This is a genomic window from Geobacillus sp. CAMR5420 (genome assembly GCF_000691465.1).
Taxonomy (GTDB): domain Bacteria; phylum Bacillota; class Bacilli; order Bacillales; family Anoxybacillaceae; genus Geobacillus; species Geobacillus thermoleovorans.
The window spans coordinates 12402-39200 of the sequence record NZ_JHUS01000068.1 but is presented as its reverse complement, the minus strand read 5'-3'; the positions used below and the strand labels follow the sequence as shown (position 1 = coordinate 39200).

At 52.4% G+C, this 26799-nt stretch carries 27 protein-coding genes; 12 read left to right on the top strand and 15 right to left on the bottom strand.

The annotated features are described in order from the left end of the window. Positions 1-146 precede the first annotated feature (146 nt). The 6 genes from DI44_RS00980 (at position 147) to DI44_RS01005 (ending at position 7739) form a co-directional block, all read left to right on the top strand. Positions 147-1616, top strand: a complete 1470-nt coding sequence (locus DI44_RS00980) for a sensor histidine kinase (RefSeq protein ID WP_011232679.1) — start codon at positions 147-149, stop codon at positions 1614-1616. Then, on the top strand, positions 1594-3135 hold the full coding sequence (locus DI44_RS00985; protein WP_033026442.1) for a response regulator transcription factor: 1542 nt from the start codon (positions 1594-1596) through the stop codon (positions 3133-3135). The genes DI44_RS00980 and DI44_RS00985 overlap by 23 nt, the downstream gene beginning before the upstream one ends. Positions 3136-3447: 312 nt before the next feature. Continuing rightward, positions 3448-4746 (top strand): ABC transporter substrate-binding protein, encoded by a 1299-nt coding sequence (locus DI44_RS00990; protein WP_033026441.1) that lies wholly within the window; start codon positions 3448-3450, stop codon positions 4744-4746. A 61-nt stretch (positions 4747-4807) separates the two neighbouring features. Continuing rightward, the gene (locus DI44_RS00995) at positions 4808-5779 is read left to right on the top strand and encodes a sugar ABC transporter permease (RefSeq protein WP_033026436.1); all 972 of its coding nucleotides are present in this window, start codon (positions 4808-4810) and stop codon (positions 5777-5779) included. Further along, positions 5779-6600, top strand: coding sequence for a carbohydrate ABC transporter permease (locus DI44_RS01000; protein ID WP_015375924.1), 822 nt, complete (start codon positions 5779-5781; stop codon positions 6598-6600). The genes DI44_RS00995 and DI44_RS01000 overlap by 1 nt, the downstream gene beginning before the upstream one ends. 287 nt (positions 6601-6887) lie before the next feature. Next, positions 6888-7739, top strand: a complete 852-nt coding sequence (locus tag DI44_RS01005) for an alpha/beta fold hydrolase (RefSeq protein ID WP_015375923.1) — start codon at positions 6888-6890, stop codon at positions 7737-7739. A gap of 78 nt (positions 7740-7817) precedes the next feature. Here the strand turns inward: DI44_RS01005 and DI44_RS01010 are convergent, their stop codons facing one another. From DI44_RS01010 to ssuE, 12 genes are all read right to left on the bottom strand, one after another. After that, the gene (locus tag DI44_RS01010) at positions 7818-9212 is read right to left on the bottom strand and encodes an LLM class flavin-dependent oxidoreductase (RefSeq protein WP_033026434.1); all 1395 of its coding nucleotides are present in this window, start codon (positions 9210-9212) and stop codon (positions 7818-7820) included. A 60-nt stretch (positions 9213-9272) separates the two neighbouring features. After that, positions 9273-10106 (bottom strand): MetQ/NlpA family ABC transporter substrate-binding protein, encoded by an 834-nt coding sequence (locus tag DI44_RS01015; protein ID WP_033026430.1) that lies wholly within the window; start codon positions 10104-10106, stop codon positions 9273-9275. Positions 10107-10172: 66 nt separating this feature from the next. After that, the gene (locus DI44_RS01020; RefSeq protein ID WP_033026428.1) at positions 10173-10829 is read right to left on the bottom strand and encodes a methionine ABC transporter permease; all 657 of its coding nucleotides are present in this window, start codon (positions 10827-10829) and stop codon (positions 10173-10175) included. Continuing rightward, positions 10819-11832 (bottom strand): methionine ABC transporter ATP-binding protein, encoded by a 1014-nt coding sequence (locus DI44_RS01025; protein WP_015375919.1) that lies wholly within the window; start codon positions 11830-11832, stop codon positions 10819-10821. Before DI44_RS01025 ends, DI44_RS01020 begins: the two co-directional genes overlap by 11 nt. Before the next feature lie 13 nt (positions 11833-11845). Then, positions 11846-13093: an acyl-CoA dehydrogenase family protein gene (locus tag DI44_RS01030; protein WP_015375918.1), complete on the bottom strand. Its 1248-nt coding sequence runs from the start codon at positions 13091-13093 to the stop codon at positions 11846-11848. A 12-nt stretch (positions 13094-13105) separates the two neighbouring features. Beyond that, positions 13106-14419 (bottom strand): LLM class flavin-dependent oxidoreductase, encoded by a 1314-nt coding sequence (locus tag DI44_RS01035; protein ID WP_015375917.1) that lies wholly within the window; start codon positions 14417-14419, stop codon positions 13106-13108. 14 nt (positions 14420-14433) lie between these two features. Continuing rightward, positions 14434-14724 (bottom strand): hypothetical protein, encoded by a 291-nt coding sequence (locus DI44_RS18420; protein ID WP_033026426.1) that lies wholly within the window; start codon positions 14722-14724, stop codon positions 14434-14436. A gap of 174 nt (positions 14725-14898) precedes the next feature. Continuing rightward, the gene (locus tag DI44_RS18415) at positions 14899-15516 is read right to left on the bottom strand and encodes an ABC transporter substrate-binding protein (RefSeq protein ID WP_033026462.1); all 618 of its coding nucleotides are present in this window, start codon (positions 15514-15516) and stop codon (positions 14899-14901) included. Between the two features lie 15 nt (positions 15517-15531). Next, entirely contained in the window at positions 15532-16653 is a 1122-nt protein-coding gene (locus tag DI44_RS01040) for an LLM class flavin-dependent oxidoreductase (RefSeq protein ID WP_015375915.1), read from the bottom strand. A gap of 78 nt (positions 16654-16731) precedes the next feature. Next, positions 16732-17091, bottom strand: a complete 360-nt coding sequence (locus DI44_RS01045) for a hypothetical protein (protein ID WP_015375914.1) — start codon at positions 17089-17091, stop codon at positions 16732-16734. Positions 17092-17191: 100 nt separating this feature from the next. Next, positions 17192-18100 (bottom strand): LysR family transcriptional regulator, encoded by a 909-nt coding sequence (locus tag DI44_RS01050; protein ID WP_015375913.1) that lies wholly within the window; start codon positions 18098-18100, stop codon positions 17192-17194. Between the two features lie 105 nt (positions 18101-18205). After that, positions 18206-18754, bottom strand: coding sequence for an NADPH-dependent FMN reductase (gene ssuE, locus DI44_RS01055; RefSeq protein ID WP_015375912.1), 549 nt, complete (start codon positions 18752-18754; stop codon positions 18206-18208). Positions 18755-19017: 263 nt separating this feature from the next. Here ssuE and DI44_RS01060 point away from each other — a divergent pair, with 263 nt between their 5' ends. From DI44_RS01060 to DI44_RS01075, 4 genes are all read left to right on the top strand, one after another. Further along, on the top strand, positions 19018-19887 hold the full coding sequence (locus DI44_RS01060; protein ID WP_033026423.1) for an ROK family protein: 870 nt from the start codon (positions 19018-19020) through the stop codon (positions 19885-19887). Positions 19888-20092: 205 nt separating this feature from the next. After that, entirely contained in the window at positions 20093-20233 is a 141-nt protein-coding gene (locus DI44_RS19255) for a hypothetical protein (protein ID WP_013146496.1), read from the top strand. Beyond that, positions 20226-21149 (top strand): TetR/AcrR family transcriptional regulator, encoded by a 924-nt coding sequence (locus DI44_RS01070; protein ID WP_033026420.1) that lies wholly within the window; start codon positions 20226-20228, stop codon positions 21147-21149. Before DI44_RS19255 ends, DI44_RS01070 begins: the two co-directional genes overlap by 8 nt. After that, entirely contained in the window at positions 21134-22750 is a 1617-nt protein-coding gene (locus DI44_RS01075; protein WP_033026418.1) for an MDR family MFS transporter, read from the top strand. The genes DI44_RS01070 and DI44_RS01075 overlap by 16 nt, the downstream gene beginning before the upstream one ends. 202 nt (positions 22751-22952) lie before the next feature. On the opposite strand, the gene DI44_RS01080 is transcribed toward DI44_RS01075, so the two are convergent. From DI44_RS01080 to DI44_RS01090, 3 genes are all read right to left on the bottom strand, one after another. Further along, positions 22953-23312: a DUF779 domain-containing protein gene (locus DI44_RS01080; protein WP_033026416.1), complete on the bottom strand. Its 360-nt coding sequence runs from the start codon at positions 23310-23312 to the stop codon at positions 22953-22955. A 71-nt stretch (positions 23313-23383) separates the two neighbouring features. Then, entirely contained in the window at positions 23384-24904 is a 1521-nt protein-coding gene (gene adh / locus DI44_RS01085; protein WP_033026413.1) for an aldehyde dehydrogenase, read from the bottom strand. Between the two features lie 214 nt (positions 24905-25118). Then, positions 25119-25706, bottom strand: a complete 588-nt coding sequence (locus tag DI44_RS01090) for a hypothetical protein (RefSeq protein WP_033026411.1) — start codon at positions 25704-25706, stop codon at positions 25119-25121. A 431-nt stretch (positions 25707-26137) separates the two neighbouring features. Here DI44_RS01090 and DI44_RS01095 point away from each other — a divergent pair, with 431 nt between their 5' ends. Both DI44_RS01095 and DI44_RS19035 read left to right on the top strand, forming a co-directional pair. After that, positions 26138-26572, top strand: coding sequence for a DUF1284 domain-containing protein (locus tag DI44_RS01095; RefSeq protein WP_033026410.1), 435 nt, complete (start codon positions 26138-26140; stop codon positions 26570-26572). Next, positions 26556-26717: a hypothetical protein gene (locus DI44_RS19035; RefSeq protein ID WP_157832563.1), complete on the top strand. Its 162-nt coding sequence runs from the start codon at positions 26556-26558 to the stop codon at positions 26715-26717. Before DI44_RS01095 ends, DI44_RS19035 begins: the two co-directional genes overlap by 17 nt. Positions 26718-26799 lie beyond the last annotated feature (82 nt).

Here is a 26799-nt window from a genome sequence, read left to right as displayed (position 1 = left end):
TCCGTAGGGAGGGGGCTGAAAGCGGAGAAGGGTTGGCGAGCGCTAAAGCATGAGAGATGGCCGTCCTTGACGTTCGAACACGTTCGACTTGAAGCGGCAGGACGATGCAGGCAACAAAGCGCCGGTGACAGCGGGGTGGAATTCAGATGAACATTCGGACGAAGATGCTGCTTTGCTTTACCGTTTTTTTGCTTTTGCTGAACGGAGCGGTGTTTCTTTTGTATCAGACGAGCGAAGAGATGATGAGCGATTATGATCAACGGATGCGCCGATTGTTGTTGCTGAATGAGGTGTCGCAACGGGCAAACCGAATGATGGAACAGCTCAATGCGTACGTCTCGGAAAAAGAAGGACGGTATGCACGCGCTTATGAGCGGGAGTTCCGCTGGCTGCAGCAACGCCGCCGGCAGCTCGGCGCCATCTTGCCAGTGCTGTCCGACCGGCTGGCGGCGGAAAACTATGAACATATGATTGAAAGTTTGCTGGAGGAGGCGGCGCTGACGGTCTATCATTTTCAAGCTGGAAATATTGGCTTGTACTCATCCCACTTGCATGAAACGATGAACATTGCGTCCTTTTTGCAAGAGGAAACGTTAAACTTGATTGACGATGAGCTGACGGCCTACCAACGGCGGTACGATGAAGTGGAGCGGCGCAACCGCTATTTCCGCTATATGGGAATGGGATTGTTTGTCACGACGTTGTTGCTTGGCGCCTTGCTGGCGGTGTTCTTTTCCGGCCACTTAACGAAGCCGATCATTCTTCTCTCGCGCGCTGCCCGATCCATCGCTGACGGGCGGCTGGACGGGCCGGATATTGAGCCGATGACCAACGATGAGCTGCGGCTGTTGACGATCACGTTTAATGACATGCGCCGCAATTTAAAGCAGCTGATTGCGGAGATGAAACAAAAGGCTGAGCTCGACCGGCTGGTGAAGGAGCTGGAACTCAAAAGCTTGCAAAGCCAAATCAATCCGCATTTTTTATTCAATACGCTGAACACGGTTGCGAAGATGGCGTACTTGGAGGACGCCCAGCAAACGTCGCGGCTGATTGAAGCGGTGGCGGCCATTTTGCGCTACAACTTGGGTGATTTGCAGCGGACGGTGACGCTTGCCGATGAGGTGCGCATCGCCCGTGAATATTTCTTCATCCAGCAGACGCGGTTTTTTGATCGGATCAAGTTTTCGTTAGAGGCGGAACCATCTTGCCTCGATCAACCGATTCCGCCGCTCACGTTGCAGCCGCTGATTGAAAATGCGTTCATCCATGGCATTGAGACGTACGAGCAGGGAGCCGAGCTGTCCGTGTCCGTTTTCGCCGAAAACGGGCGGGTCGTTGTGGAAGTGCGCGACAATGGCGTTGGCATGGATGAGCAGGTGAAAGCGGAGCTTGAAGCGTTGATCCGCGGCGAAGAACCGCGGACGCGCCGTGAGCAAGGGCGCGGCCATTCAACCGGCATCGGCTTGCACAATGTCATTCGCCGACTGCAGCTGTTTTACGGAGTGATGGATGTGGCCGAAATCGAGTCTGCACTAGGAAAAGGAACGACGGTGCGGTTATGGCTGCCAAGATGGCAAGGGGGGATGAACGGTGAAAGTGGTGATCGTCGATGATGAGGCGTTGGAGCGAAGAGCGCTTTGCAAAATGATTAGCGACCACCTTCCGGATATCGAGGTGGTCGCCGAGGGCGCCAACGGGCGCGAGGCGGTCGAGATCGCCAAGCGTTATCGTCCGGATATCATGCTGATTGACATCAAAATGCCCGGCCTTGACGGGCTGCAAGCGATCGAAGCGATTCGCCAAGACGGCCTCGATCTGGAGTTCATTATTGTGTCGGCGTTTGATTTGTTCGACTATGCGAAACAAGCGATGCGGTTTGGCGTCAAGGAATATTTATTGAAACCGAGCCGGAAGGAGGAGGTCATTTCGGCTTTGGAACGGGTCAGCCAAGAAGTGGCGGCCAAGCGGCGACACGAGGAGAGCAGCCGCCAGCTCGAGGAGCAGATTCGCCGGTTGCAGACGCTTGTGGAAAGCGAATGGCTGTCCGTCCTCATGACAGAAGACGTATCGGCTGATGAGTGGGAGCGGTGGAAGGAACTGCTGCCGTTTTCGATTGCGTCGGGGATGTTCCTCGTCATTCAGTTCCCGGATGCAGGGGTGGCTGACGAATGGAAATCATGGCTGGACAAGCAGCTTAGCGGGAAGGCGCCAACGCGCTATTGGATCGGGCGGATGGTGAACCGGCGCCTGCCGGTCTTGTTTTTCCGCAGCCCAAACGATGGCGAGCCAGCCTGGAAGCCCGTCATCCAGGCATTGGCGCTCGATTTGGCGCGGCAGTTTTCGGCCCGGTACGGCGCCGCGCTGTATATCGGGCTCGGCTCCCCGTTTTCCCGCCTTGACCAACTTCGTTCCTCGTACTATGAGGCGCTGTCGGCCGCTCATTATTACGCCGACCGGCAAAAAGCACAAGTGGGGTTTCTGCCGGCGGAAGCGACGCGCGCCGGCGGGGAAGCGGAACGGGATAAGCAGCTGTTTGAAGCGCTGCGCCTTGGCGACATCGAGCAAGCCCGGATGATTTGTCTGACGTATATAGAGGAACTGGCCTCTTCTCATTCACTGCCGGCCGCCGGCCGCAAAGCGGAAGAGACCTTTGTGTGGCTCGGGCGTCTTCTATCGGAGCTGGGCATTCGTTATGAGCGGCTCGCTTCCTTTGCTTCCTGCCGGTCGGCGGCAGAATTGAAGCGAGCGGCGCTTGATGAACTGGACCGCATCGCCGCTGATCTCGAGGTTTGGCGCCAGCAGCAAGCGTATGGCAAACTCGGCAAGGCGAAAGACTACATTGACCGCCACTACGCCGAGCCGCTGACGCTTGAGGAGGTGGCGGAACAAGCCGGGATGAGCCCATACTACTTCAGCAAACTGTTCAAAGAGCAGTTTGGCATCACCTTTATCGACTATGTGACGAACGTGCGCATCGAACGGGCGAAAGAAGCGCTGGCTGAGACGGATCAAAGCTTAAAAGAAATTTGTTTTTCAGTCGGCTACAACGACCCCAACTATTTCAGCCGTGTCTTTAAAAAGCAAACCGGCCTGTCGCCGAGCGAATACCGGAAAAAAGTACAGGCGCGCTGACAAGGGGAGTGCTGTCTCCAACAAGGAAGGTGCATGGCAAGTCAAAAGGTAAGTCCCGCGGACAAAGCAGGCTCCGCCCTTCTTCCGGCGTCCGAAGCGAAGCCCGCCCCCTGGATGGGGAGACGGGCTTTTTTCGCGCCATAAAAGCGAAATGGCTGTCCGCTGCACCGCTTGCCTGACAGGAGAACGGAAAACAAAAAAGTGAAGAAAAACGCAAAAAAGTGAAGAAATCAAGCCGCCGTTTGCTGGACAGCGCATGGTACACTCGATGTTGAAAGGGGTTTCAAAAACAAAAGACAAAGGGGGAGAACCATGAGAAAGAAAGCATCCGCATGGCTGGCGTTGGCGCTTGGAATTGGGATGGCGCTCTCAGGCTGCAGCAGCTCGAACTCTTCTTCGTCCGATGACGCCAAACAAGGCAGCCAAAAAGCGGGAGAGAAGCTCGAGATTTTCAGCTGGTGGACGGGAGCTGGTGAGGAAGACGGCTTAAAAGCGCTCATCAAACTGTTCCAAGAAAAATATCCGGATATTGAAGTCGAAAACGCGGCGGTGGCCGGCGGGGCGGGAACGAACGCCAAGGCGGTGTTGGCGAGCCGCATGCAAGGAAACGATCCGCCATCGACGTTCCAAGTACACGGCGGAGCGGAGCTGAATGAAGGCTGGGTGGCCGCCGGCAAAATGGAGCCGCTCAACGATTTATATGAAAAAGAAGGCTGGATGGACAAATTCCCGAAAGCGTTGATTGACATGGTGAGCAAAGACGGCAACATTTACTCCGTGCCTGTCAACATTCACCGCGGCAACGTGCTTTGGTACAACAAAAAAGTATTTGCCGACAACGGGCTTCAGCCGCCGAAAACATTCGACGAGTTTTTCCAAGTGGCCGACAAGCTGAAAGCAAAGGGCATTACGCCGCTCGCCTTAGGCGACAAAGAGCCGTGGGCAGCGACGCACCTGTTTGAAAACGTGCTGCTTGGCACGCTCGGAACGGAAAACTACAAGAAACTTTGGACGGGAGAATTATCGTTTAACGACCCACAAGTGAAACAAGCCGTTGAGACGTTTAAGAAAATGCTTGGCTATATTAACGAAGATCATAGCTCGCGCAACTGGCAAGACGCCGCCCAGCTCGTCGCCGAAGGAAAGGCGGCCATGTACGTGATGGGCGACTGGGTGAAGGGCTATTTTGTCAACGATTTGAAATTGAAGGTGAACCAAGACTTCGGCTATGTGCCGGTGCCGAATACGGAAGGCAAGTTTATGGTCATTACCGATACGTTCGGCCTGCCGAAAGGCGTGAAAAACCCGGACGATGTGAAGAAGTTCTTATCGGTGCTTGGTTCGGTGGAAGGGCAAGATGCGTTTAACCCGCTGAAAGGCTCCATCCCGGCCCGCATCGACGCGGATCCGTCCAAGTACGATGAATACGGCAAACAAACGATGCAAGACTTCAAGACGGCGGAGCTGGCGCCGAGCTTAGCGCACGGTTCAGCAGCGCCGGAAGGGTTTGTCACGAAGGTCAATCAGGCCGTCAACATTTTCGTGACGCAAAAAGATGTGAAGACGTTCATCGACACGTTGGCATCGGCCGCCGCAGAACTGAAGAAGTAATCGGGAAAAGGGGACGGGAGCCATTCTCTTCCCCTTTTCGTCATCATGAGGAGGGATCTTAGTGGAAACGGTCAACATCACGCCAGCCGAGAAGACAGCGGCTGTCCCCGCGGTGCGGAAAAAGCGGAAATGGACGGCCGATCATTGGCTGGCAGCGGCGTTTTTGGCACCGTCGGTCGTACTGATTTTCTTATTTGTGTACGGGTTTATCGGCTGGACGGGGTATGTGTCCTTGAGCAACTGGAATTCGCTCGTGCCGGATTGGTCGTTTGCCGGGTTGAAAAACTATCTGTATTTGTTTCATGATTTCCGCTTCCAGGCCGACTTGCGCAATACACTTGTGTTTACGGTGTTGTTTATCGCCGCCGTCATTGTGCTCGGCCAACTGCTTGCCATTTTGCTTGACCAAAAACTGCGCGGCGAGTCGCTGTTCCGCAACATTTTCTTTTTCCCGATGGCTTTGTCCTTTGTCGTCACCGGAGTCGTGTGGCAATGGCTGTTCAACCCGTCAACGGGTGTGAATCTATTTTTGAAACCGCTTGGCCTTGATGGAAAATGGTATACGGATACGAACATCCTTGGCGGATTCCATTGGGGGAAAATCGAATTTGGCGTTCCTGTCGCCATCGTTGCTGTTGTCGTGGCGGCCGTCTGGCAAATGACCGGATTTGCGGTGGCGATGTATCTCGCCGGCCTGCGCGCCATTCCAGATGAAGTGCGGGAAGCGGCGCGGATGGACGGAGCGACCGAGTTTCAATTGTATTGGAAAATCATTTTGCCGCTGCTGCGGCCGATCACCGTCAGCGTCATCATCATTATGGCCCATATTTCGCTGAAAATTTTCGATTTGATTTACGCCATGACCGGGCCGGGGGCGAACTTTGTCACCGATGTGCCGGGCGTATACATGTTTGAAACGACGTTCCGCGGCAACTATTACGCCAACGGCGCGGCGATTGCGATCGTGATGCTGCTGTCGGTCGCCATCTTTATCGTTCCGTATCTTATCTCAAGCCGGAAGGGGGGATCGTGATGGCGAGATCCGTGTGGGCGCGGCCGTTTTTGTACGCATTGGCCATCGCCATGAGCGTGTTTTTCCTCATGCCGGTGTATGTCATGGTCGCCACGAGCTTGAAGCCGCTTGATGAAGTGACACTGGCCGACATGTGGAAACTGCCGTCAACGATCGATTGGAGCAGCTACGCCACAGCCTTTGACAAGCTCGCCCCGAACTTTTGGAATTCGATTTTGCTCGTCGTGCCGGCGACGCTGCTCTCCGCGCTGCTTGGGGCGCTCAACGGCTACGTGCTGTCGAAATGGAAGTTTAAAGGAGCGGATACGCTCTTTACGCTCATTTTGTTCGGGATGTTCATTCCGTATCAAAGCATTCTCATTCCGCTCATCCAATTTTTGCGCGAAATCGGGCTGTACAACACGATTCCGGGGCTTGTGTTCGTCCATGTCGTCTACGGCATTCCGATCACCACACTGATGTTTCGGAATTTCTACGCGGCGATCCCCGATGAAATGATTGAGTCGGCGAAAATCGACGGCGCTGGGTTTGTCCGTATTTTTCGTTATATTATGCTCCCCTTGTCCATCACTGGATTTGTCGTCGTGGCGATTTGGCAGTTTACAAACATTTGGAACGAGTTTTTGTTCGCGGTGACGATCACGACATCGGACAAACAGCCGATCATGGTCGCCTTGCAAAATTTATCCGGCAGCCAAATCGTCCAATGGAACGTGCAAATGGCAGGAGCCTTGCTTGCCGCACTGCCGACCTTGCTTGTGTACATCTTCCTCGGCAAATACTTCGTCCGCGGCTTGCTTGCCGGATCGGTGAAGGGGTGAGCAAAAAAGAAGGTGCACCCGTTGCGTCGATTTTACTTACGGAGGCTGTTGCTTTTTGGAAATGTATACAAGTGTGATGAAAGGTGCCCTCCGCTTTTAGGGGCATCTTCTTTTCAGGTAAAGAAGATAGTGCTTTTGTTGGCAACCTTTAGTGTGTCAGCCGATGGTTGCCTGTGGCTAGGATCAGAGACGGTTGACGGCTATGCAAAAGCGTAGTAAAATAACATAAACATAGTATTCTTATTTATTTACTATGAATTAAAGGTAGGTGAAAGGGGAGAGAGCAGTTGATTCAATTCCAATATATTGAGAGCGGAGGGGAACGTTTGGCGGTTTCGATTCATGATCCACCCGTGTCGGTTGATCATGATGATGCGCCTGTTGTTGTCATTTGTCATGGGTTTATCGGTACGCGGATTGGTGTGGATCGGTTGTTTGTCCAAGCAGCGGAACGATTTGCGTCGGCCGGAGCCGGAGTCGTCCGTTTTGATTATGCTGGTTGCGGGGAGAGCAGCGGAGAGTACGGAAACAACCGATTTGATGATTTCATTCGACAAACGAGAGATGTTATTTGTGCAGTGGAACGCATTCCGTCATTTGAACGTCGACCGCTTGTGCTTCTCGGCCATAGTTTGGGAGGGGCGGTGGCGACGGCCACAGCTGCATTGGATCGGCGTGTCGACCGATTGGTGCTGTGGGCGCCTGTGGCCTATCCCTATCAAGATATCGTCCGCATTGCCACACAAGGGCGAGGACAAGTCGATGCAGAAACGGTGGAGCACCGTGGATATGTATTGCCCCCTTCCTTTTTTGCATCGCTTGCTCATGCGAATCCGCTGAAGGCAGCAGAACAGTTTTCTGGTGATGTTCTTTTGGTTCATGGCACGGCTGATCACGATATTCCCGTTGCATATGCGGATGTGTACCGGGAGGCGTTTGGAAAACGGCTTGATTCACGATTTTGGAGCCATGTGATTGCAGAAGCCGACCATACGTTTTCCGCGATTTCGGCAAGGCGCCAACTATTCGACATTACGGCTGCTTGGCTTTCCCAACGCCCAGAGCGGGGAGGAGAGAACAAGATGAGAGAGGTGAAAAGCCAGGCGAAACAAGCCGTTTTTCATAAGACAAACATATAGCAAAAGTGGCGAAGGGGTTGACCGAAAACGAGCATGTGGTTTTCGATCACCCCTTCTTTCATGAACTGATGGATCGTATCATGAGCTCTTTGCATGAACTCCAATGGAGCGAAAGGCGGCAGCGGGATGGTGACTCGGCAGCCGCGCTTCGCCCCCGAACAGCTTCTCCCGCAAAGTGCCGTCTGTGTAGGCGGTTTTGTACAGTCCACGCCGTTGCAAGATGGGAACGACATATTCGATAAAGTCATCCAAATCCTTGGGGGTGACAAGATGGACGAGGTTGAACCCGTCCACTCCAGAGCGGCGGGCCCGCTCTTCAATCGCATCCGCGACTTGTGTCGGGTTTCCGATGATGACCGACTCTCTCGTCAGCGTTCCGGCTTTTTGCAACGCCTCACCGATTGTCAGCGGTTTTGTAGCGTCTTTGGTTAGCGAAGCCGCTTTGTAATGTCCGTGGTCGGTGGGACGGAACAAAAATGGTTCATGGGCTGGCTTTCCTTCATATTCAGCCAAATCATAGCCGCTCGCTCCGCTGAACTGAGCCTTGGCGGCATCGGCGCTCCAAAGGCGGCGCAATTGTTCGAATTTGGCTTCCGCCTGCTCTGACGTTTTACCCACAATGACGGTCAGAAAGGTGAAAAATTTGAGCTGCTCGGGATCACGCCCGCATTGTTCCGCTTGGCGGCGAATGTCCCCGATGTAGGCTCGCAGCCGCTCAGCAGAAGGTGCACCGACGAAAACGCATTCTGCATGTTTGGCCGCAAACGCTCTTCCCCTCTCTGAGGAACCAGCTTGGTATAACACAGGTGTTCGCTGTGGAGAAGGTTCGCATAAATGCGGACCTTTGACGGCAAAGAAAGGCCCCCGATGGCGGATCGGATGAATTTTGTCTGGATCAATCAGTACTTCTGCTGTCCGATCTTCGACAAATGCGCCATCTTCCCAGCTTCCTTCCCACAACTGATAGACCACTTCCAAAAACTCATCGGCGATTTCATATCGCTGGTCGTGGGCAATCATCTTCTCCAGTCCGAAGTTGGCGGCTGCGTTTGGCAAGTAAGAAGTCACGATATTCCATGCAATTCGTCCGCTTGTCAGATGGTCCAAAGTGGAAAACCTTCTGGCGATATGAAACGGATGTTCATAAGTCGTGCTTGCCGTTAACACGAACGAAAGATGAGTGGTGACGCTTGCCATAACAGGAATGATCAATGAAGCATCGTTTAATGGAAACTGCATTCCATCACGAATCGATGGGGATGGGCTTTGGCGATAAGTATCGTATACCCCGAGAACGTCAGCGAAAAAAACGGCGTCAAACAGCCCTGCTTCCAACCGCTTCGCCATTTCCACCCAGTAGGGAAGTTCTTTGTAGCGGCGGTGACGTTCGCTGTCGGGATGTTTCCATAGGCCATGGGCGTTGTGCATCGCACTTGCCATCTCAAAGGCATTGAATAGTAAAGGACGATCCATGGCTTGTTTCCTCCTTTCCAGATCGGCGGCTCGCTGCGATGAGAGCCGCCGATGGGATGGTTACTGTTTTTTGAACCAATCGGGCCATACGTATCCTTTGTATTTTGGATCCTTTTTGATCAATTTTGCAAATTCTTTCGATCGGTAGGCGGCGATCAAATCGTTGACGAATGGTTTGTCTTTGTCTTCGGGACGGATGGTGACGACGATTAAATAGTAATCCGGCGTTTTTTCCAAGGCGACGGCTTCGGTTAACTTCAAGCCGGATGACAGGGCATAGTTGCCATTGATGAGCGCGTAGTCGACGTCCCCCAGCGCTCTTGGAAGCTGGGCTGGATCGAGCGGCTTGAGGATGACTTTTTTATAAAACTGGGCGATGTCATTCTCCGACGCTTTCGTAGGCTCGACGCCCGGTTTTAGTTTGAGAATGCCCAGCTGCTCTAGCATCGTTAATGCCCGCGCTTCATTGACGGGTTCATTCGGCAATGCGATCGTTGTGCCATCTTTGATTTCATCTAAAGAAGAATGTTTTTTAGAATACAAACCTATCGGAACAGTGGGAATGGAAATTAATGGATGCAACTGCATATGATGGGTGCGAGCAAAATTTTTTAAATACATCGAGTTTTGGAATACATTCACATCAATGGACTTTTGATGAAGTGCGATATTGGGCTGTACATAGTCATTGAATTCTACCAGTTTCACGTTGTATCCTTTTTTCTCTAAATACGGTTGAATGGCTTCCCGAATTTGATCGCTGTAGGGGCCGGCGGTGGCGCCAATCGTAATGGTTTTCTTTCCCTCCTGCGCCGAGGAAGAGGATGACGAGCATCCTGCTGTGCCGGCGAGCAGCAATATGAAAAGGGTGAATAAAAATGAAAAACGCTTCATAAGACCAATCCTCCTTTGGAAATCAGGTTTGAAGCATGGTTATCGCGGGCGACGCCCAGACGGCGCTTACCGCTTATCCATCCAGCGGGCGACGGAATCGCCGGCCAATTGGACGATTTGCACTAAGCAGAGAAGTACGATAATCGTTGTGATCATGACCGTGTTGTCGTATCGATAATAGCCAAAGCGAATGGCTAGATCTCTCACACCTCCGCCTCCGACGATGCCGGCCATCGCGGAGTAGCTGATCAAGCTGATGGCTGTAATCGTCAGTCCGTGGATGATGCCAGGAAGCGCATCGGATAAAAGGACGTCTTTGATGATCATCCATGGAGTGGCTCCGACAGCCGTGGCTGCTTCAATCACCCCCTTATCCACTTCCCGCAAAGCAGTTTCGACGATGCGGGCAAAAAATGGGGTGGCGGCCACGGACAGCGAGACGGCCGCCGCTGTTGGCCCAATCGTTGTGCCGACCAGCAGTTTTGTCAGCGGCAGCAAGGCGACTAGCAAAATGATAAAGGGAATCGAACGCACCATATTGACAAGAAATCCTAAAATGGTTTGCAACGGCTTATTTTCCCAAAACAGGCCGCGGTCGGTGACGAATAAGAGCACACCAAGCGGCAGCCCTGCGATGATGGCAGCCAGCAAAGAAATGCCTACCATGTACAACGTATCCCAAAACGCTTTGAGTAGTTCCGGAATCAAGGTTTCAAGCGGCACGATCGATCACCTCGACTCCTTTCGTCCGCTCGGCCACATAGCGGATGGCGCGCTCCACTTCTTCTTTCTCTCCGGTCAGTTCCAACAGCAGTACGCCGAGCGGTGTGTCATTGATATATTCGATTTTTCCGTGCAAAATATTGGCGCGCACGCGAAATGTTTGAAGAGTGTCGGATAAAATGGCTTGTTCAGCGGCGGGACCCTGAAACAAGACTCTCACCAATGTACCGCTTCGCGCTTGCCACAACCGTTCAGGCACGTCTAAGCGCAATATATGTTCGACAAATGACCGTGTTAATGGATGCCGCGGCTGGGTGAACAAATCGTACACGCGCCCGATTTCGACAATTTGGCCGTTTTGCATGACGGCGACGCGATCGCAAATCTCTTTAATGACTTCCATCTCATGTGTAATCACGACGACGGTAATGCCGAGCTCCCGGTTGATTTGCTTGAGAAGCTGCAAAATGGAAGAGGTTGTGGCTGGATCGAGAGCTGATGTGGCTTCATCGCACAATAGAACAGACGGATTGTTGGCCAAGGCGCGGGCGATGCCGACGCGTTGTTTTTGCCCCCCGCTTAATTGAGACGGATAAGCGTCCCGTTTATCAGACAATCCGACCAGCTCGAGCAATTCATGGACACGAGCCTCGATTTCAGCTCTTGTTTTGCCTGCTGCTTTCAAGGCGAAGGCAATGTTTTCAAACACCGTTTTGGATCGGATTAAGCAAAATTGCTGAAAAATCATTCCGATTTTCAACCGCGCTTCACGCAACGCTTCTCCGGACAAGGAAGTGATGTCCGTGCCCTCTACGATGATGCGGCCGGATGTGGGGCGTTCCAACAAATTGATGCACCGGAGCAAGGTGCTTTTTCCCGCTCCGCTATGGCCGATGATGCCGAAGATTTCCCCACTTTCGATCTGCAAGGACACATGGTCGACGCCGACCACTTTCGTACGATGGAGGGTGTAGATTTTGGTCACTTGTTGAATGTCAATCATGCCTTTCCTCCTTTCAACGGATGGGTGACGGATGGATGCCGGTGTTGTGAACGATTGCAGCGCCATTCGGAATGGCATGCGATGCAAACAATTCTACGACCGCATCTTCCATGGGTGGATTGTGCAACCCCGCCCGCACATCACGATAGTATTGTTGCAACGGATTGGAGCGGTGCAAACTTTTCGCCCCGGCGATGCGCATGGCCAAATCGACGACACGGTTGGCGCTGTTTAACGCAATGTACTTGGCTAATGCTAATTCTCGGTCCATTGCTGAACGTTTTTCTGGAATGGCGTCCCATCTTTCGGCGGTAAAATAAAGAACGTGACGGGCTTTCCACAGTTCCATATCCATTTCCGCTATTTTCTGTCGAACATGCGGCAGATGAATGATCGGTTCGGATACGCTGTTCGGCTGATAGTGCGAAGCAAACGAAATGGCGTAATTTCGGGCAGCGATGGCAGCCCCTAAGTAGCAAGCGGGAATGTGCAAAAGCCAAGCACGGCTCCCCCCGCCTTTGACGAACTCTAATTGATCGAGTTCGACTAACGCATCGGTGGGCAGTTCGACATGATCGAAAATGACGTCATCGCTTCTTGTCCCCCGCATGGCGATCATATCCCACGTTTTTTCAATGCGAATCCCGTCGCTTCGATGATCGACGAGGAAAAACCCGACTTTCCCCGTATCGGCGATGACGGCTGTGACCAATGAGTAGTCCAACGCTTCCGCCATGGAGGCAAATGATTTTCTCCCCGTCAGAATCCATTTTCCATCGCGTTTCACTGCGGTTGTAATCGGTTTTCCTCCTCGAGTCGGGCTTCCTGTTGCTTCTTCGGTGGCCAGCCGATTGATGACGGCTTTTCGATTCACGATTTCCCTGCAAAGCCACGCAAACGTGCGCGCATTCCATGTGCGGCGTTCCCGAATATCGTACACAAGACCTAAATGCCAGCCTGCGCACAACCCGGTGGAAGCATCGCCTTGGCTTAGGCGCTCTTGCACGAGGATCAATTCGTATAAAGACAATGATTGACCCCCGTATTCTTCTGGAACGGTCAGGGCTAAATAGTTGGTCTCTTTCAAAAGTTGGAAATGTTCAAATGGAAACGCTCCTTCCTCATCAATGCGCCGCATGTTCGGACGGAATTGTTCCGCAAGCATAGAGGCTTGTTGCAACAGTTGTTCGTGGCGCTCCGTTTTGACAAACAATCGGGACAAATCATTCGCTAAGTAGGGAATCAGATCAGGAAGCACCAATAAAATCACTCCTTATACACGGATCGGATTGGGCATGGGCAGTTCTAGATGGTCGCGCAATGTGGTTCCTTCATAGTCGCGACGGAATAACTCGCGCTTTTGCAAAATCGGGATCACATGCTCGACAAACAGCGACAGTCCATGCGGATAGTACGGAAACATAAGATTAAACCCGTCCGCCGCTCCTTGGCGAAACCACTGTTCAAGTTGATCAGCGACTTGTTCAGGCGTTCCGATGATGGTAAAGTGCCCTCGCGCTCCAGCGATTCGCTCGTACAGTTGGCGGATGGTCAAGCGTTCGCGGCGCGCTAAATCAATGATAAGCTGGCGCCGGCTTTGATTCCCGTTTGTTTCAGGAATGTCGTCGGGAAGCGGATCATCGAGTGAATAGCCTGAAAAGTCGATGCCCCCTAAGTAGTCAGATAAAAATGCCAACCCGACCTCCGGAACGATTAACTTTTGCAATTGTTCATATTGCTCTTGCGCTTCTCGTTCCGTTCGCCCGATGTAAGGCGCTACGCCTGGCATGATCAATAGATGATCAGGATCGCGTCCGATCCGTGCGGCTTCTTGTTTCACCGTTTGGTAAAAACGTTGGGCGTCCGCTAATGTCGATTGGGCGGTGAACACGACTTCCGCAACATGGACGGCGAAACGGATGCCGTCTTGTGATGAGCCGGCTTGAATCAAGACGGGTTTTCCCTGCGGCGGACGGGAAGAGTTCAGCGGCCCGCACACCGAGAAGTGGGTTCCATGATGGTTCAACGGCCGCCACTTCTCTGGATGAAAGTAGATTCCAGATGATGGATCGCGAATCAGCGCCTCTTCATCCCAACTTTCCCACAGACCGTTGACGACATCGACAAATTCGCGCGCCCGCTCATAGCGCAGCTGATGTTCCAAATGAGCCGTTCGGCTGAAATTGTACGCTTCTTCCTCATAGTAGGACGTAACGATGTTCCAAGCGGCTCGCCCGCGGCTAATATGGTCGAGCGAGGAAAATTTCCGCGCGATGTGAAATGGTTCGTTGTATGTGGTCGAAGCTGTGCCGGCCAACCCGATGCGGCTGGTCACGGCTGCTAAAGCGGCGAGCAATGTGAACGGCTCGAGCCGGACGATCTCGGCAGGGTGAGACAACGGCTCAATGGCGAGTCCGTCGCTGACAAACAGCATGTCCAGCTTCCCTTGTTCCGCGATTTCCGCAAGACGGCGAAAAAACGCGAAATCTTCGCACCATTCCGGCCGCACATCGGGGTGTCGCCATGCGGCGATATGATGGCCGACGCCCATAAGAAACAGTCCAAGCTTGATGTGTCGTCGTTTCATGTGGCTCAGCCCCTTTACTTGTTTGTTGGTTTCCAGACAACGTCTTCTATGGACACGTGTTTTTCAATGAAACCGATCGCGCGCAAGTCGTCTGCTTCTTGCTGCAAGTCGCGAACCGCTTGAGGGTCGATCCAGTGGACAGTAGATTGTCGTTTTTTCAACACGTGAATCCATGTGTCGACAGGCAAATTCGTGGCTTCATGAAGCAGCTGTGCAGCTTCTGTCGGATCGCGGCGGATTTGTTCTCCTGACTTCTGCAATGCTTGGACGAATTGACGAACAATATCCGGATGGCTGTCCGTCATAGCAGGTGAGCTGAAATAAAAGGTGCGATAGGGAACGATGCCCGTTCCATCTTTTAATAATGTATATAAGTTGAAACTTTGTTTTACATCCAGTAGAGCGCCCGCTGCATTCTATCAAAATGACTTGTTATGAAGGAAAACAGAATCGAACAATCGGAAAATCTTTATTGCAACTTATATATGTCCTTTGCTTTCAGCTACGGATAAAAAAGGATCCCAGACAACCCATGCGTCGACTTCTCCTTTTTCTAAAGCCAAGCTGGCGTCTGGTGGATTCAAATATACAGGTTGTACATCCCGAAGCGACAGACCGACAGAATGCAGGGCTTTGACCAACAGATATTCGGCGATAGATGCCTTATTGAGGGCAATTTTTCTCCCTTTTAAGTCAGCTAGCGAAGAAAGGTCGAGTCCTTTGCGTACGATGATCCCTTCAGAGGCTGGAGATGACGGCTCTCCAGCGATATAGCGAAATTGTGCCCCTTTAGCGAGGGCGAAGATGGAAGGAATATCTCCGGCTACAGCGAAATCAATGCTTCCAGTGTTGAGTGCTTCCAGAATCGAGCTGCCGGTGTTGAATTCCGACCAAGTTACGTGATATCCTTCCTGTTCGAGCTGTTTTTGTAGCTTATGTTCATGTTTCATCAACAAGATGGTTCCGCCTTTTTGGTAGCCGATGCGAATCTCGGTCAATGAACTATTGTGTGTTTGCTGTTTTTCATGGCTGCAGCTCAACAAAACCCATAAGAATAGGAAAAGCAACAATGTTGCCAGTCGACGGTTGCCTCTCAACTTCCGTCCCCCCTGTCAATGATGAAACAACTTCGCCTGCTGAAGCTTCTCCCGAACAAGCGGAATCACAGAGGCTCCCACTTGCTCAATCGTTTCCAAATGTGGGAACCCACGCAACAATACATAATCAAAGCCAAGATCGATGAATTCAATAAGCCGGTCGGCAATTTGATCAGCGGTGCCGACAAGAGCGATGGAATTGCCCGACAACACTTGTGTGAGCCCGGTCCATAAGTTTGGACCGATTTGGAAACGCCGTTTTGCGCTTGTTTTCATCAATTCGTGTAATCGCCTTGCGCCAACCGAATCACCTTTTTCAATCAGTTCATCTTTTTTTTGCTTCGCTGACTCGGATAGATGGCTGACTAACGCATCCGCTCGTTCCCATGCTTCTCGTTCGGTTTCACCCAGCACGACTTGAAAGGAGATGCTGTATTGGAGCGTTCGCCCGTAACCAGCTGCTTTTTGTTTCATTTCTTCGATTCGCTCTTTCATTCGTTCGAATGTCTCTCCCCACATCATGTACACATCCGCCACTTGCGCCGCTACTTCCTTGGCAATGTCTGAGGCTCCTCCGAAATAAATCGGCGGGCGCTGTGCGGGTTTGGGGAACAGCGAGGCGTTTTCGAGACGGTAAAATCGTCCTTCATACGTGACGGAAGGGAGGGTGAACAGTTGCTTCAACAGATGGATGTATTCCCTCGTCCGTTCATACCGCGTGTCATGGTCAAGAAAATCCCCCTCAGCCGCTAATTCGACCGGTGAACCGCCTGTCACGATATTGGGCAACGCCCGTCCATTTGTCCAAACATGGATCGTCGCCAACTGTTTGGCAAAAATAGCAGGTGAAGTGGCGCCAGGACGGGCGGCGAACAGAAGGCGCAATTTGGTCGTTCGCGCTGCGAGATAAGCTGCGACAGCCAACGAATCAAGGCAGCCTGCACCTGTCGGCAACAGCAATGTAGAAAAACCATGGGTTTCTGCTGCTTTGGCAATCGCTTCAATGTACTCTACCGTCGGCGGACGCTCCGGATTCTCGTCTGTCCCGGTCCAGCTGTTTACGTTTGTCGAATTGTTGCCAAGACCGACGAACGTACTGTCTCCGGATGTCGGGGCCATCGTAATAAATTCGACCATTTTTTCTCCTCCTTTGGATCGTCTTCAGAAAGGGAAAAGAGAGTAGAGCGTTCTCGCTTTGATTGCGCACCGTCCTTGTCAGCTAGGAACAATTGTTTCCGCTGGCAGCCGATCGCTTGATGAAAGTGAACCATTTTGCCACCGCTTTTCGAACTCTCGGAACGAAATCGGATGTCCCAACAAATAAAATTGGACGTGCTGCTCGACAGCTTGAGCGTAGGACCGTTCACAAAACGTATTCGGCGGAGCAGCGAAGGCATCGGCCCCTTTTTCTTTGGCGAAACGGAGAACTGCACTGCGGCGCCCCTCTTGCTGTTGCTTGGCGATATTCGGATAGTCTTCGTACGTTTGTGAATCCGTGTCATAAAGGCGAATGATTGCTCCTTCCATGATGGAGACAACGTTCTCCTGTTCGTCGATCACAAGAGCTATGATCATCCTTGCTCCCTCCATATAATTTCATAGTAATTCAATAGGTTTAATAAAAATATAAAGGAGCAACTTCCGTTTGTAAAATTGAAAAAATAGAAGCGATGGTTCAAAAAATATGAAGATCTGTACAACGTTCTCCCGCATAGTGGTCCAGCAAAAAACGAATCCATGTTTCCGTTGCCGGATGGCATGCTCCACTCGCAAATCGTCGCAAGATGCCGACGGTCAGTCCATGGCGAAAATCGACAATTGGCAGCGCCACTGTTCCTTCGGGAGGAGGGGTGACGGAGATTTTTGGAACCACCGCGACACCAAGCGCCGCATGAACGTAGTATTTTAGCGCCAACATATTGCTCACTTCGGTTTCATACAATGGTTGAATATCGAGTTCAATCAACTTTTTTTCCAAATGGCGCCGAAATGGGCAAGCAGCGCTTGTCACAAGGAGGCGCTCATAGGCTAAGTCGTGAAGATCGATCGATGAACGTTTGGCCAACGGGTGGGAAGAAGGAACAAGAAGCACGACATCCTCGGAAAACAATGGTTCGAAGCTTGTCCCTGTTAACGATTCCGGAGTTGCGCAAATGGCGATGTCAATGTCTCCACGCTCGGCCATGTCGATAAGCGTTTGGTTGCTATGAATTTGGATATTGAACGAAATAGCAGGGTGCTTGTTCCGGAAAGCGCTCAGCCAGGCAGGCAGACGATAGCTGGCTGTCGGTTCCATTGCTCCGATGCGGATGACGCCTCCTTCGCCCTCGATGCACTCTTTCAAGGTTTTTTGCAAGTGCTCGAAGCTTTTTAGCAAAAACGCTCCTTTTTCGCTGAGCAATCGGCCTGCTTCAGTCAACTGAAACGATTTGCCCCGTTCGATGAGGGTGACGCCGAGCTCGGATTCCAAATTTTTGATATGGGTGGTAACGGTTGATTGTGCATAGTTCAATTCTTCAGCTGCTCGTTGGAAACTACGGTGTTTCACGACCGCTTGAAATGTTCGGATGGTTCGCAAATCCATCTTGTTTCCTCCCCTCGACGTTCTCTTTTTCCCTTATAAAAAAGGCAGATTGTCCGACAGGGGCAATCTGCTTGCACGATAAGGGTGAGTGGGTGAAATCGCTTCTTACAACGAGCTAGAAACAGACAGATGAAGGGCGGAGCCCAATTCTGATAAGCTTTCATCAAGCCGGCGCTTCAATTCTTCAGGCAGCGAGTAGCCCCCTTCCGGAAGACGGGTAACCCATTGATCGACAGCGTAGACGCCGCCCAACAAGTAGCGCGCTCCCAAGGCGGACAGAACAGGTTTCAATCCGTAGTCTATCGCGAGCAAATGGGCAAGGGAGCCGCCGATGAACAACGGAAGGACGACTTTGTGCTGCAATCCCTTTTGCGGCAGCAAATCCAAGTACGCTTTCAATATTCCTGTGTAGGAGGCTTTGAAAACGGGACTGGCAATGATGATGCCATGAGACTTCTCTACTTTTTGGTTGGCGGCTGCAATGGCGGGGCTGTCAAAGCGAGCCCGCACCAAATCATCGGCCGGCAAGTCGGCTACGCGAATTTGTTCGATGGCGAATCCCTTCTGCCGCAAAGCCTGTTCGGCATACTCAATGAGTCCATTGAGGCGGGACGTGGACGATGGGTTTCCGTTGAGAATAACGATATCAGGCATGGCAACACACTCCTCTATAATTCATATAGGAATACTTGGTTTTTCGATATCGTATCACGCAACAGATGATGTGTCAATCGCCTTTTTGCAAATTTCTCCATCTTGTGTGCAAAACGGTGATGGACATCTGTTCGCTAGAATGCGGCACCCGTTTTTCCCCTTCCGTTTGGCGTGCGGCGACTTTGCTGTGAAAGGGATTCCAAATAGTCATGCTTCAAGGTAAACTAAAAAAGGAATGATCAAAAAGGAAGGGGACGCATAGGATGCTTGGAGCCATTGAAGCTGGAGGCACGAAATTTGTCTGCGCCATCGGCGATGAACAGGGGAACATCCATGAACGAGCGGTGTTTCCGACGACGGCGCCGGAAGAGACGATGGCGCACGTCATCGACTTTTTCCGTCCGCACCGCATCGAGGCGATTGGCATCGGGTCGTTTGGCCCGGTCGATTTGCGTCCGGACAGTCCAACGTACGGGTACATTACGAGCACGCCGAAACAGGTGTGGGCGCAGTTTGATTTTGTCGGCACAATGAAGCAGCATTTTCCCGTGCCGATCGGCTTTGACACGGATGTCAACGCGGCGGCGCTCGGCGAGCAGCGCTGGGGGGCGGCGCGAGGACTTGACAGCTGCCTGTACATGACGGTTGGCACCGGCATCGGCGTTGGGGCGATCATCGAAGGCCGCTTGCTGCATGGGCTGCTTCACCCGGAGATGGGCCACATATTGGTCCGCCGCCATCCGGATGACGCGTTTGCCGGCATTTGCCCGTATCATGGCGACTGCTTGGAAGGCATGGCGTCTGGCCCTGCGATTGAGCAGCGTTGGGGGAAAAAGGGGGCGGAATTGGCTGACCGCCATGAAGTATGGGAGCTAGAAGCCTTTTATCTTGCCCAAGCGATCGCCAACTACATCCTCATTTTATCGCCGAAAAAGGTGATCACGGGCGGGGGCGTCATGAAGCAGACGCACGTGCTGCCGCTTGTGCGCCGTCATGTGCAGGAATTGCTTGGCGGCTATATTCAGCACGAAGCGATTCTCGAGAAGATCGATGAGTACATCGTCCTCCCAGGGCTTGGCGACAACGCCGGCATCGCGGGCGCGTTGGCGCTCGCAGCGGCGGCAAATGAATAGCAAGAACGGCCGTCCACCGTCTTCAATCAGGCGGTGGGGCCGTTTTTTTGTTTGAAGGCAGGGATGTTGACTGATTGTTCAACAAATTTAGTCTGGGAAAATGACTATTTGGTCAAAAAATATCGTTTTTGAGTTGCATACCTTTATAACAGTAGTTTATAATCGTTTTGACCAAATGGTCATATGGGATATGGAGGCGAGGACAATGACCGATGTTCGACGGTTGGTTGAATGGCTGCAACAGCGCGGCGTACGGGTTGATTTCGTGAAACCGCGCGCGGTGTTGCCGTCGTATCGGCAATGGATGACAGCGAATGGGAAAGGAATGAGTCGTTGCCATGGATGAACGGCGCGCCCAATTTATTGAGGCGGCAATGAAATTGTTTGCCGAAAAAGGGTATCATGAGACGTCGATTCAAGATTTGGTCGAGGCATGGGGGATTTCCAAAGGAGCGTTTTATCACCATTTCGCCTCAAAGGAGGAGTTGTTGCTTTCGGTGCTCCGCTACTACAGCGAAAAAATGGTCGCTGATTTCATGGCGGACGGCGGGGAAGGGACGGAAAAAGAACGGTTTACTCGCCAGCTGGCTGCCCATTTTTCTCACATTCGCGAGTACAAAGACTTTTTGCGTATGATGATGTCGGAGCAATTGCCGAAAGTCAATCCGGAAGTGGAACGGTATATGTTCCGCCAGCATGGGCGCCTTTTTTTATGGTATTGCACCCGTCTGGCGGAGGTGTACGGAGAGGAAGTCGGTCCGTATGTGTATGATGTCGCCATGATGACCAACGGCATCATCCGACAATATTTGTTTTACTTCTTTTTTTGCGAGGAGGCGTTTGACGCGGACGAGGCGGCTCGTTTTCTCGTGCGGCGCATTGATGCGATTGTCGCCAGCTTCACGGCTGATGAGCGCCCGCTTTTGACCGAGGAGTCGTTTGCGCCATGGATGAAACTGGAGGAGCGTGAGCGCGAGCGTCAGCGGGAGCGGCTGGCTTCAGCGTTCGCCGCCGTCCGGGAGGCCGCCAACGGGCTCAATCCGAAGCAGGCGAACGATGTGCTTGAAGCCGTAGCGGCGCTGGAGGAGGAGCTGCTTGGGCGCAATGAGCCGCCGCGCGCCTATATCGTCGAAGCGCTGCTTTTGTATTTGCGGCATCAACAGGCGCCTCGACTTGCGTCGGCTTTGGACGCACTGAGCCAAGAAATGGAAGCGTATCAACGACTCAATGGATGGGAGAGAGGACCATGGAAAAAGCGATAACCGTGCCAGCGAGCACCATTCGTCATCGCCCGTTGCTCATCGCTGGACTGATCATTGCGATGCTCTTTGCAGCGTTGGACGGGACGATTGTCGGAACGGCCATGCCGCGCATCGTCGGGGAGCTTCACGGATTGGGGATTATGACGTGGCTGACGACAGCGTACATGCTCACGTCAACGACGGTCGTGCCGATCGCCGGCAAGCTCGCCGACTTATTGGGCCGTCGGATTGTCTATGTGAGCGGGTTGGTCATTTTTATGGCTGGTTCAGCGCTTTGCGGCATGGCGAACGATATGACAGAGCTCATCGTTTACCGCGGCATTCAAGGACTGGGCGGGGGGATTATGATGCCGATGGCGATGATTGTCATCGGTGACGTGTTCACCGGCAAGGAGCGGGCGAAATGGCAAGGGGTGTTCGGCGGTTTGTACGGTCTCGCTTCAGTGCTGGGCCCGCAAATCGGCGGCTTTATCGTCGACCATTTGAACTGGCGCTGGGTGTTTTACATCAACTTGCCGGTCGGCATTCTCGCCACGGTGCTGATTGCGATGGGGATAAGCAAATATAAAGCCGAAGGGCCAGTGAAATTTGACATCGCCGGGATGGCGACGTTGACGGCGGGCGTCGTCAGCTTGCTGTTGGGGTTGACGTTTGGCGGCGACCGATATCCGTGGGGGTCGTGGCAAATCGTTTCGCTGTTTGCGGCCGCGGTTGTCTTTTTCGCTTTGTTTGTTTGGGCGGAAAAACGGGCGGAGGAGCCGATCATTCCGCTTCGGTTGTTCCGCAATCGGACGTTTACGCTGCTCAATGGCATCGGCTTTTTCATGAGCGTCGGCATGTTTGGCGCGATTATGTTTGTGCCGTTTTTTATGCAAGGCATTGTCGGTGTGAGCGCCACCCAATCCGGGACGATTATGACGCCGATGATGATCACGATGATCATCGGCAGCGTCCTTGGCGGTCGACTGGTATACCGGATCGGGGTGAAGCCGCAGCTGATCATCGGCATGGCCGTTATGGCGTCCGCATTCGGGCTGCTTGGCACGATGGATGTCGAGACGTCGAAATGGACGGCGACGATGTATATGATCATTCTCGGTCTTGGCACAGGGCTCGTGATGCCGATTTTGACGCTCGCCCTGCAAGAAAGCTTTCCAAAATCGGAGCTTGGCGTCGTGACGTCTTCAAGCCAATTTTTCCGCTCGATCGGCGGGACGTTTGGGATGACGGTGCTTGGCGCCATCATGAACCACCGGTCGAGCGCCTTGCTTGACGAGCGGCTCATGCCAAAGCTCGAAGCGCTGCCGGCGCAAGCGAAAGGGCTTGTCGACCGCTTTGCCGGCATGATCCATGATGATCCGCAAGGGCTGTATTCCGTTCTGCTCAGTCCGGAAGCGATGGCCAAGATTCCAGCGCTGCTGCGCGACATGTTCGTGCCGGTGCTGAAGCAGTCGCTTGTCGATTCCCTGCAGGCGGTCTTTTGGTTCGGGCTCGTGTTTATTGCGGTGGGCTTGCTTTTAGTGTTCGGCTTGAAACGGATCGCCTTGTCCGATCGGGCTGAGGCGATGAAGCAGTTGAAGCAGGCAAAAGAGACCGAGTGAAGAAAAGGAAATGGCGGACCGCGCCTTTTCAGCGAGAAGGCGGGCCGCCGTTTTTTTGCCGCGACGAACAAACCGCTCCGAAGGGGATAAAGCATCTGGGAACGGGGGCGAAGGGGAGCGGTCGAGCTCCGTGCTTTTCATTGGCCAAGCGATTCATGCATCGCACATGGCGGGTTCACAGCGGCGTCCCGCAATGGGCGGCTTACGGCGCACCTGCATCCTCGCTTTGGCCGAAGACGCGCGAGCGGGTGAGAAAGCGGACGCCTTCCGGGCCTTCCAGTGAAAACATGCCGCCGCGCCCCGGAACGACGTCGATAATGAGCTGCGTATGTTTCCAATATTCGTATTGCGCTTTCGAAATGTAAAACGGACAGCCGCCGATTTCGCCAAGCAATACATCGGAATCGCCGACGATCAGCTCGCCTTGCGGGTAGCACATCGGTGAACTTCCATCGCAACACCCGCCGGATTGATGAAACATTAACGGTCCGTGTTTTGCTTTTAACTTTTCAATCAGCTCCAAAGCGGCCTCTGTCGCGATTACTTTTGGCTGATTACTCATCGCAATCTCCCTCCTAAAATAAAAAAGATGGATGGCAGGAAAGGCAGCGTGAATGACACGCTGCCTAAAAATTAGAAGAGTCCTAGTTTTTTCGGTGAATAGCTGACAAGCAAGTTTTTCGTTTGTTGATAATGTTCAAGCATCATTTTATGTGTTTCGCGGCCGAATCCGGATTGTTTATAGCCTCCGAATGCTGCGTGTGCAGGATACATGTGGTAGCAGTTTGTCCAGACGCGTCCTGCTTGAATGCCGCGACCGACGCGATAAGCGGTATTAATGTCGCGCGTCCATACGCCTGCACCTAAGCCATACAATGTGTCATTGGCGATCTCTAATGCTTCGTCCATGTCTTTAAATGTAGTGACTGCAACGACTGGTCCGAAAATTTCTTCTTGGAAAATGCGCATTTTATTGTGGCCTTTAAAGACGGTCGGTTTTACGTAATATCCGTCTTTTAAGTCGCCTTCTAGGATATTCCGTTCTCCGCCGGCAAGCAATTCGGCGCCTTCCTGTTTGCCGATATCAATGTACGATAATATTTTTTCTAATTGTTCCGAAGATGCTTGTGCGCCGATCATCGTTTCTGTATCGAGCGGATTGCCTTGTTTAATTTGTTTCACACGCTCTAACGCGCGCTCCATAAATTTGTCGTAAATGGATTCATGAATGAGAGCGCGGGAAGGGCATGTACATATTTCTCCTTGGTTTAAAGCGAACAACGTAAAGCCTTCGATCGCTTTATCGAAAAATTCATCATCTTTTGCCGCCACGTCTTCGAAGAAGATGTTTGGCGATTTTCCTCCAAGCTCCAATGTGACTGGAATAATGTTTTGCGATGCGTATTGCATGATTAGACGTCCTGTTGTCGTTTCGCCAGTGAAAGCAATTTTAGCGATGCGGCTGCTTGAAGCAAGCGGTTTTCCAGCTTCCACTCCGAATCCGTTCACAACGTTGACAACACCTGGAGGAAGGATGTCTTGAATTAACTCCATTAAAACAAGGATCGATGTCGGTGTTTGCTCTGCAGGTTTTAAGACAACGCAGTTTCCAGCTGCTAACGCTGGAGCGAGTTTCCATGCTGCCATTAAAAGCGGGAAGTTCCAAGGGATGATTTGTCCGACAACCCCAAGAGGCTCTTTAAAGTGATAGGCGACCGTATCGTGATCGATTTCGGATAAAGTGCCTTCTTCCGCACGGATGCAACCGGCGAAATAGCGGAAATGGTCGATCGCAAGCGGAATGTCGGCATTCAACGTTTCGCGAATCGGCTTGCCGTTTTCCCATGTTTCTGCAACAGCGAGCATTTCCAAGTTTTCTTCCATACGGTCAGCAATTTTGTTGAGGATTCGCGCGCGTTCAGCAGGGGAAGTACGGCCCCATGCATCTTTTGCAGCATGAGCAGCATCCAACGCAAGTTCGATATCAGCTGCTCGGGAGCGCGGCACTTCGCAGTAAGCTTGCCCTGTCACAGGGGAAATATTTTCAAAATACTCTCCATCGACCGGTGGAACCCATTTGCCGCCAATGAAGTTTTCGTAGCGCTTTTTAAATGTGACAAGCGCGCCTGGCTGGCCTGGTTGTGCGTAGATCATCCCCGATTCCTCCTCCATTTGAGTTTTTTTGTATTCGCTTACAGAGGAAAGAATATTATAAAAATTCTTTCCAATGAATACAATATCATGACTGGACAATACTGTCAAGTCGAAAATGTCCATGCAGCCGTATAGATGGTGATGAGAAGAGGCGCCCCGCTGCGTTTGGGGCGCCCTTGGTTGGCTTCAAGGACTTGAATCGACGGTTCGGCCATCAATCGACTTCCAAGCCTTCCAGCCAGCGGCTTGCGTAGACGCTGCAAAGATGGTGGAACACTTCGATCGCCTCGTTCGGGTCAGCTGCAAAAAAGGTGCTGGCGGCCGTTTCGTTTTCTTCGCGGACGAACTCAAGCAAAAAGTCGGTGGCGATCCGGTTGAACAAAAGAAGCGCGCCGTAGGAGCGCTCAAGCTGGCGTTTCCGCTCGAGCGGGTCATCGATGGACAAAAACGGACGCTCATAGCGGGCTGTCATCTCGGACAGCCGGCGCTGGATCTTGCGCTGGGCGTCCGTGAGCATCGCCTCGATCGTCTGTGGCGATAGAAAGGTTTGCTCGCGCAGCATATAGCCCCAAATTTGCTTGAGCGCATGGGCCGATTCGCTCGCAAACGCGATGTTGTTGAGCAGATCGGCAACGTATTGCTCGTCGTCATCGGTTTGAATGCGCAGCTTCATAATGATTTCGAGCACATCAGAATGAATTTTTTCTTTCCGCCATGATTTCGTCAGCTCATGAAGCAAGACGGAAAGCGAGCGTGCCAATTCTTCTTTCGTCATGATCAGCCAGTCCTTTCCCAGCAACATCGTTCCCTTTCTCATTGTATCATGACGGCTGTCTGGATAAAGCAGATCCGTTATGTTTCCGAATTGACGGAGGAAAACGGCGGTTTGAGCGAAGATTGGGATCCATCGTTTCATCTCTATTTCGCGCAGGAGACTCCCACTTCAACGACCAAAGGGAGTAAGTGGGAGAGGAATGCGCGTTCCCCCTTTCTTTTGTGTATGATAGAATAAAGACGTGGAGAAAACCGTTCAATAAAGGCACTCCAATAACGGCTGCTCGATGGATGGAGTTGGTTGCAGGAAACGTTGCAACCGTCAAACATCGAGCGTAGGTCTGTCTGTTGTGTGTGGAAGCCAAGTACTGCCAACAGACACTCCCATCTCCAAATGTTCACTTCGACACGGTTCGGTTGGTCAAAGGTCATCCGGAAAAAAGGAAGGGGGAGATAAAGATGAAACCGGTTCGTTTGCGCGGCCATCATTTGCTTTGTGTGCACGGGTTTCGCGGCATGGGCTACAGCCCGTCGTTCGTGGAAAAAATGTGGGAGATCGTGGCCCGCATTCGCGATGAACACGACGATTTCTCGATTGAAGTCGTCGCGGCGCTCGATGAGGCGTGCCTCGCCTGCCCGCATCATGGGGAGACAACGTGTGAAGCCGGCCCAAATTCCGATGCCCACGTCCGTTCACTTGACGGAAACGTCATTCGCCATTTAGGCTTGGAGCCAGGCAACGTGTATTGGAAGTCCGAACTGATTCGGCGGACGGCGGAACGGGTCAAGCCGGATGATTTGGACGAGTTATGCCGCGACTGCTCGTGGCTGCCGTACGGCGTCTGCAAAGAAGGAATCGCCAACGTCCGCCGCGGCAATGTGGCGCAAACGTGAGGCAGAGCGGCCGTTTTCGGAAAAAATCGAGGAGGAACGATGGAAAAACGGCGCTGTGCTGAACCATCATCCGTTTGTCAAGGCGGGGGGGGGGCTGTTGCAGCACCGTCTTTCCATTGACGAAGCACGGCGCCATCTGTTTTGAAGAGAGTCATGGCCGGCGATGGCGGCGTTTTGGGACGTTCGCGGAAATTTCTAAAAAATGAATAGTTCCATGGGCGGAAAAA

Excerpts from the sequence above, each read along its gene's own strand:
- DI44_RS01050 (WP_015375913.1), bottom strand. The coding sequence starts at position 18,100 with ATGGATTTGCGAACCATCCGAACATTTCAAGCGGTCGTGAAACACCGT.
- DI44_RS01025 (WP_015375919.1), bottom strand. The coding sequence starts at position 11,832 with ATGATTGACATTCAACAAGTGACCAAAATCTACACCCTCCATCGTACG.
- DI44_RS01060 (WP_033026423.1), top strand. The coding sequence starts at position 19,018 with ATGCTTGGAGCCATTGAAGCTGGAGGCACGAAATTTGTCTGCGCCATC.
- DI44_RS01080 (WP_033026416.1), bottom strand. The coding sequence starts at position 23,312 with ATGAGTAATCAGCCAAAAGTAATCGCGACAGAGGCCGCTTTGGAGCTG.
- DI44_RS00990 (WP_033026441.1), top strand. The coding sequence starts at position 3,448 with ATGAGAAAGAAAGCATCCGCATGGCTGGCGTTGGCGCTTGGAATTGGG.
- DI44_RS19035 (WP_157832563.1), top strand. The coding sequence starts at position 26,556 with ATGTGGCGCAAACGTGAGGCAGAGCGGCCGTTTTCGGAAAAAATCGAG.
- DI44_RS01045 (WP_015375914.1), bottom strand. The coding sequence starts at position 17,091 with ATGATCATAGCTCTTGTGATCGACGAACAGGAGAACGTTGTCTCCATC.
- DI44_RS01035 (WP_015375917.1), bottom strand. The coding sequence starts at position 14,419 with ATGAAACGACGACACATCAAGCTTGGACTGTTTCTTATGGGCGTCGGC.
- ssuE (WP_015375912.1), bottom strand. The coding sequence starts at position 18,754 with ATGCCTGATATCGTTATTCTCAACGGAAACCCATCGTCCACGTCCCGC.
- DI44_RS01010 (WP_033026434.1), bottom strand. The coding sequence starts at position 9,212 with ATGGATCGTCCTTTACTATTCAATGCCTTTGAGATGGCAAGTGCGATG.
- DI44_RS18420 (WP_033026426.1), bottom strand. The coding sequence starts at position 14,724 with ATGACGGACAGCCATCCGGATATTGTTCGTCAATTCGTCCAAGCATTG.
- DI44_RS01000 (WP_015375924.1), top strand. The coding sequence starts at position 5,779 with ATGGCGAGATCCGTGTGGGCGCGGCCGTTTTTGTACGCATTGGCCATC.
- DI44_RS01015 (WP_033026430.1), bottom strand. The coding sequence starts at position 10,106 with ATGAAGCGTTTTTCATTTTTATTCACCCTTTTCATATTGCTGCTCGCC.
- DI44_RS00980 (WP_011232679.1), top strand. The coding sequence starts at position 147 with ATGAACATTCGGACGAAGATGCTGCTTTGCTTTACCGTTTTTTTGCTT.
- DI44_RS01095 (WP_033026410.1), top strand. The coding sequence starts at position 26,138 with ATGAAACCGGTTCGTTTGCGCGGCCATCATTTGCTTTGTGTGCACGGG.
- adh (WP_033026413.1), bottom strand. The coding sequence starts at position 24,904 with ATGATCTACGCACAACCAGGCCAGCCAGGCGCGCTTGTCACATTTAAA.
- DI44_RS01075 (WP_033026418.1), top strand. The coding sequence starts at position 21,134 with ATGGAAAAAGCGATAACCGTGCCAGCGAGCACCATTCGTCATCGCCCG.
- DI44_RS01070 (WP_033026420.1), top strand. The coding sequence starts at position 20,226 with ATGGATGAACGGCGCGCCCAATTTATTGAGGCGGCAATGAAATTGTTT.
- DI44_RS01090 (WP_033026411.1), bottom strand. The coding sequence starts at position 25,706 with ATGTTGCTGGGAAAGGACTGGCTGATCATGACGAAAGAAGAATTGGCA.
- DI44_RS19255 (WP_013146496.1), top strand. The coding sequence starts at position 20,093 with ATGACCGATGTTCGACGGTTGGTTGAATGGCTGCAACAGCGCGGCGTA.
- DI44_RS01040 (WP_015375915.1), bottom strand. The coding sequence starts at position 16,653 with ATGGTCGAATTTATTACGATGGCCCCGACATCCGGAGACAGTACGTTC.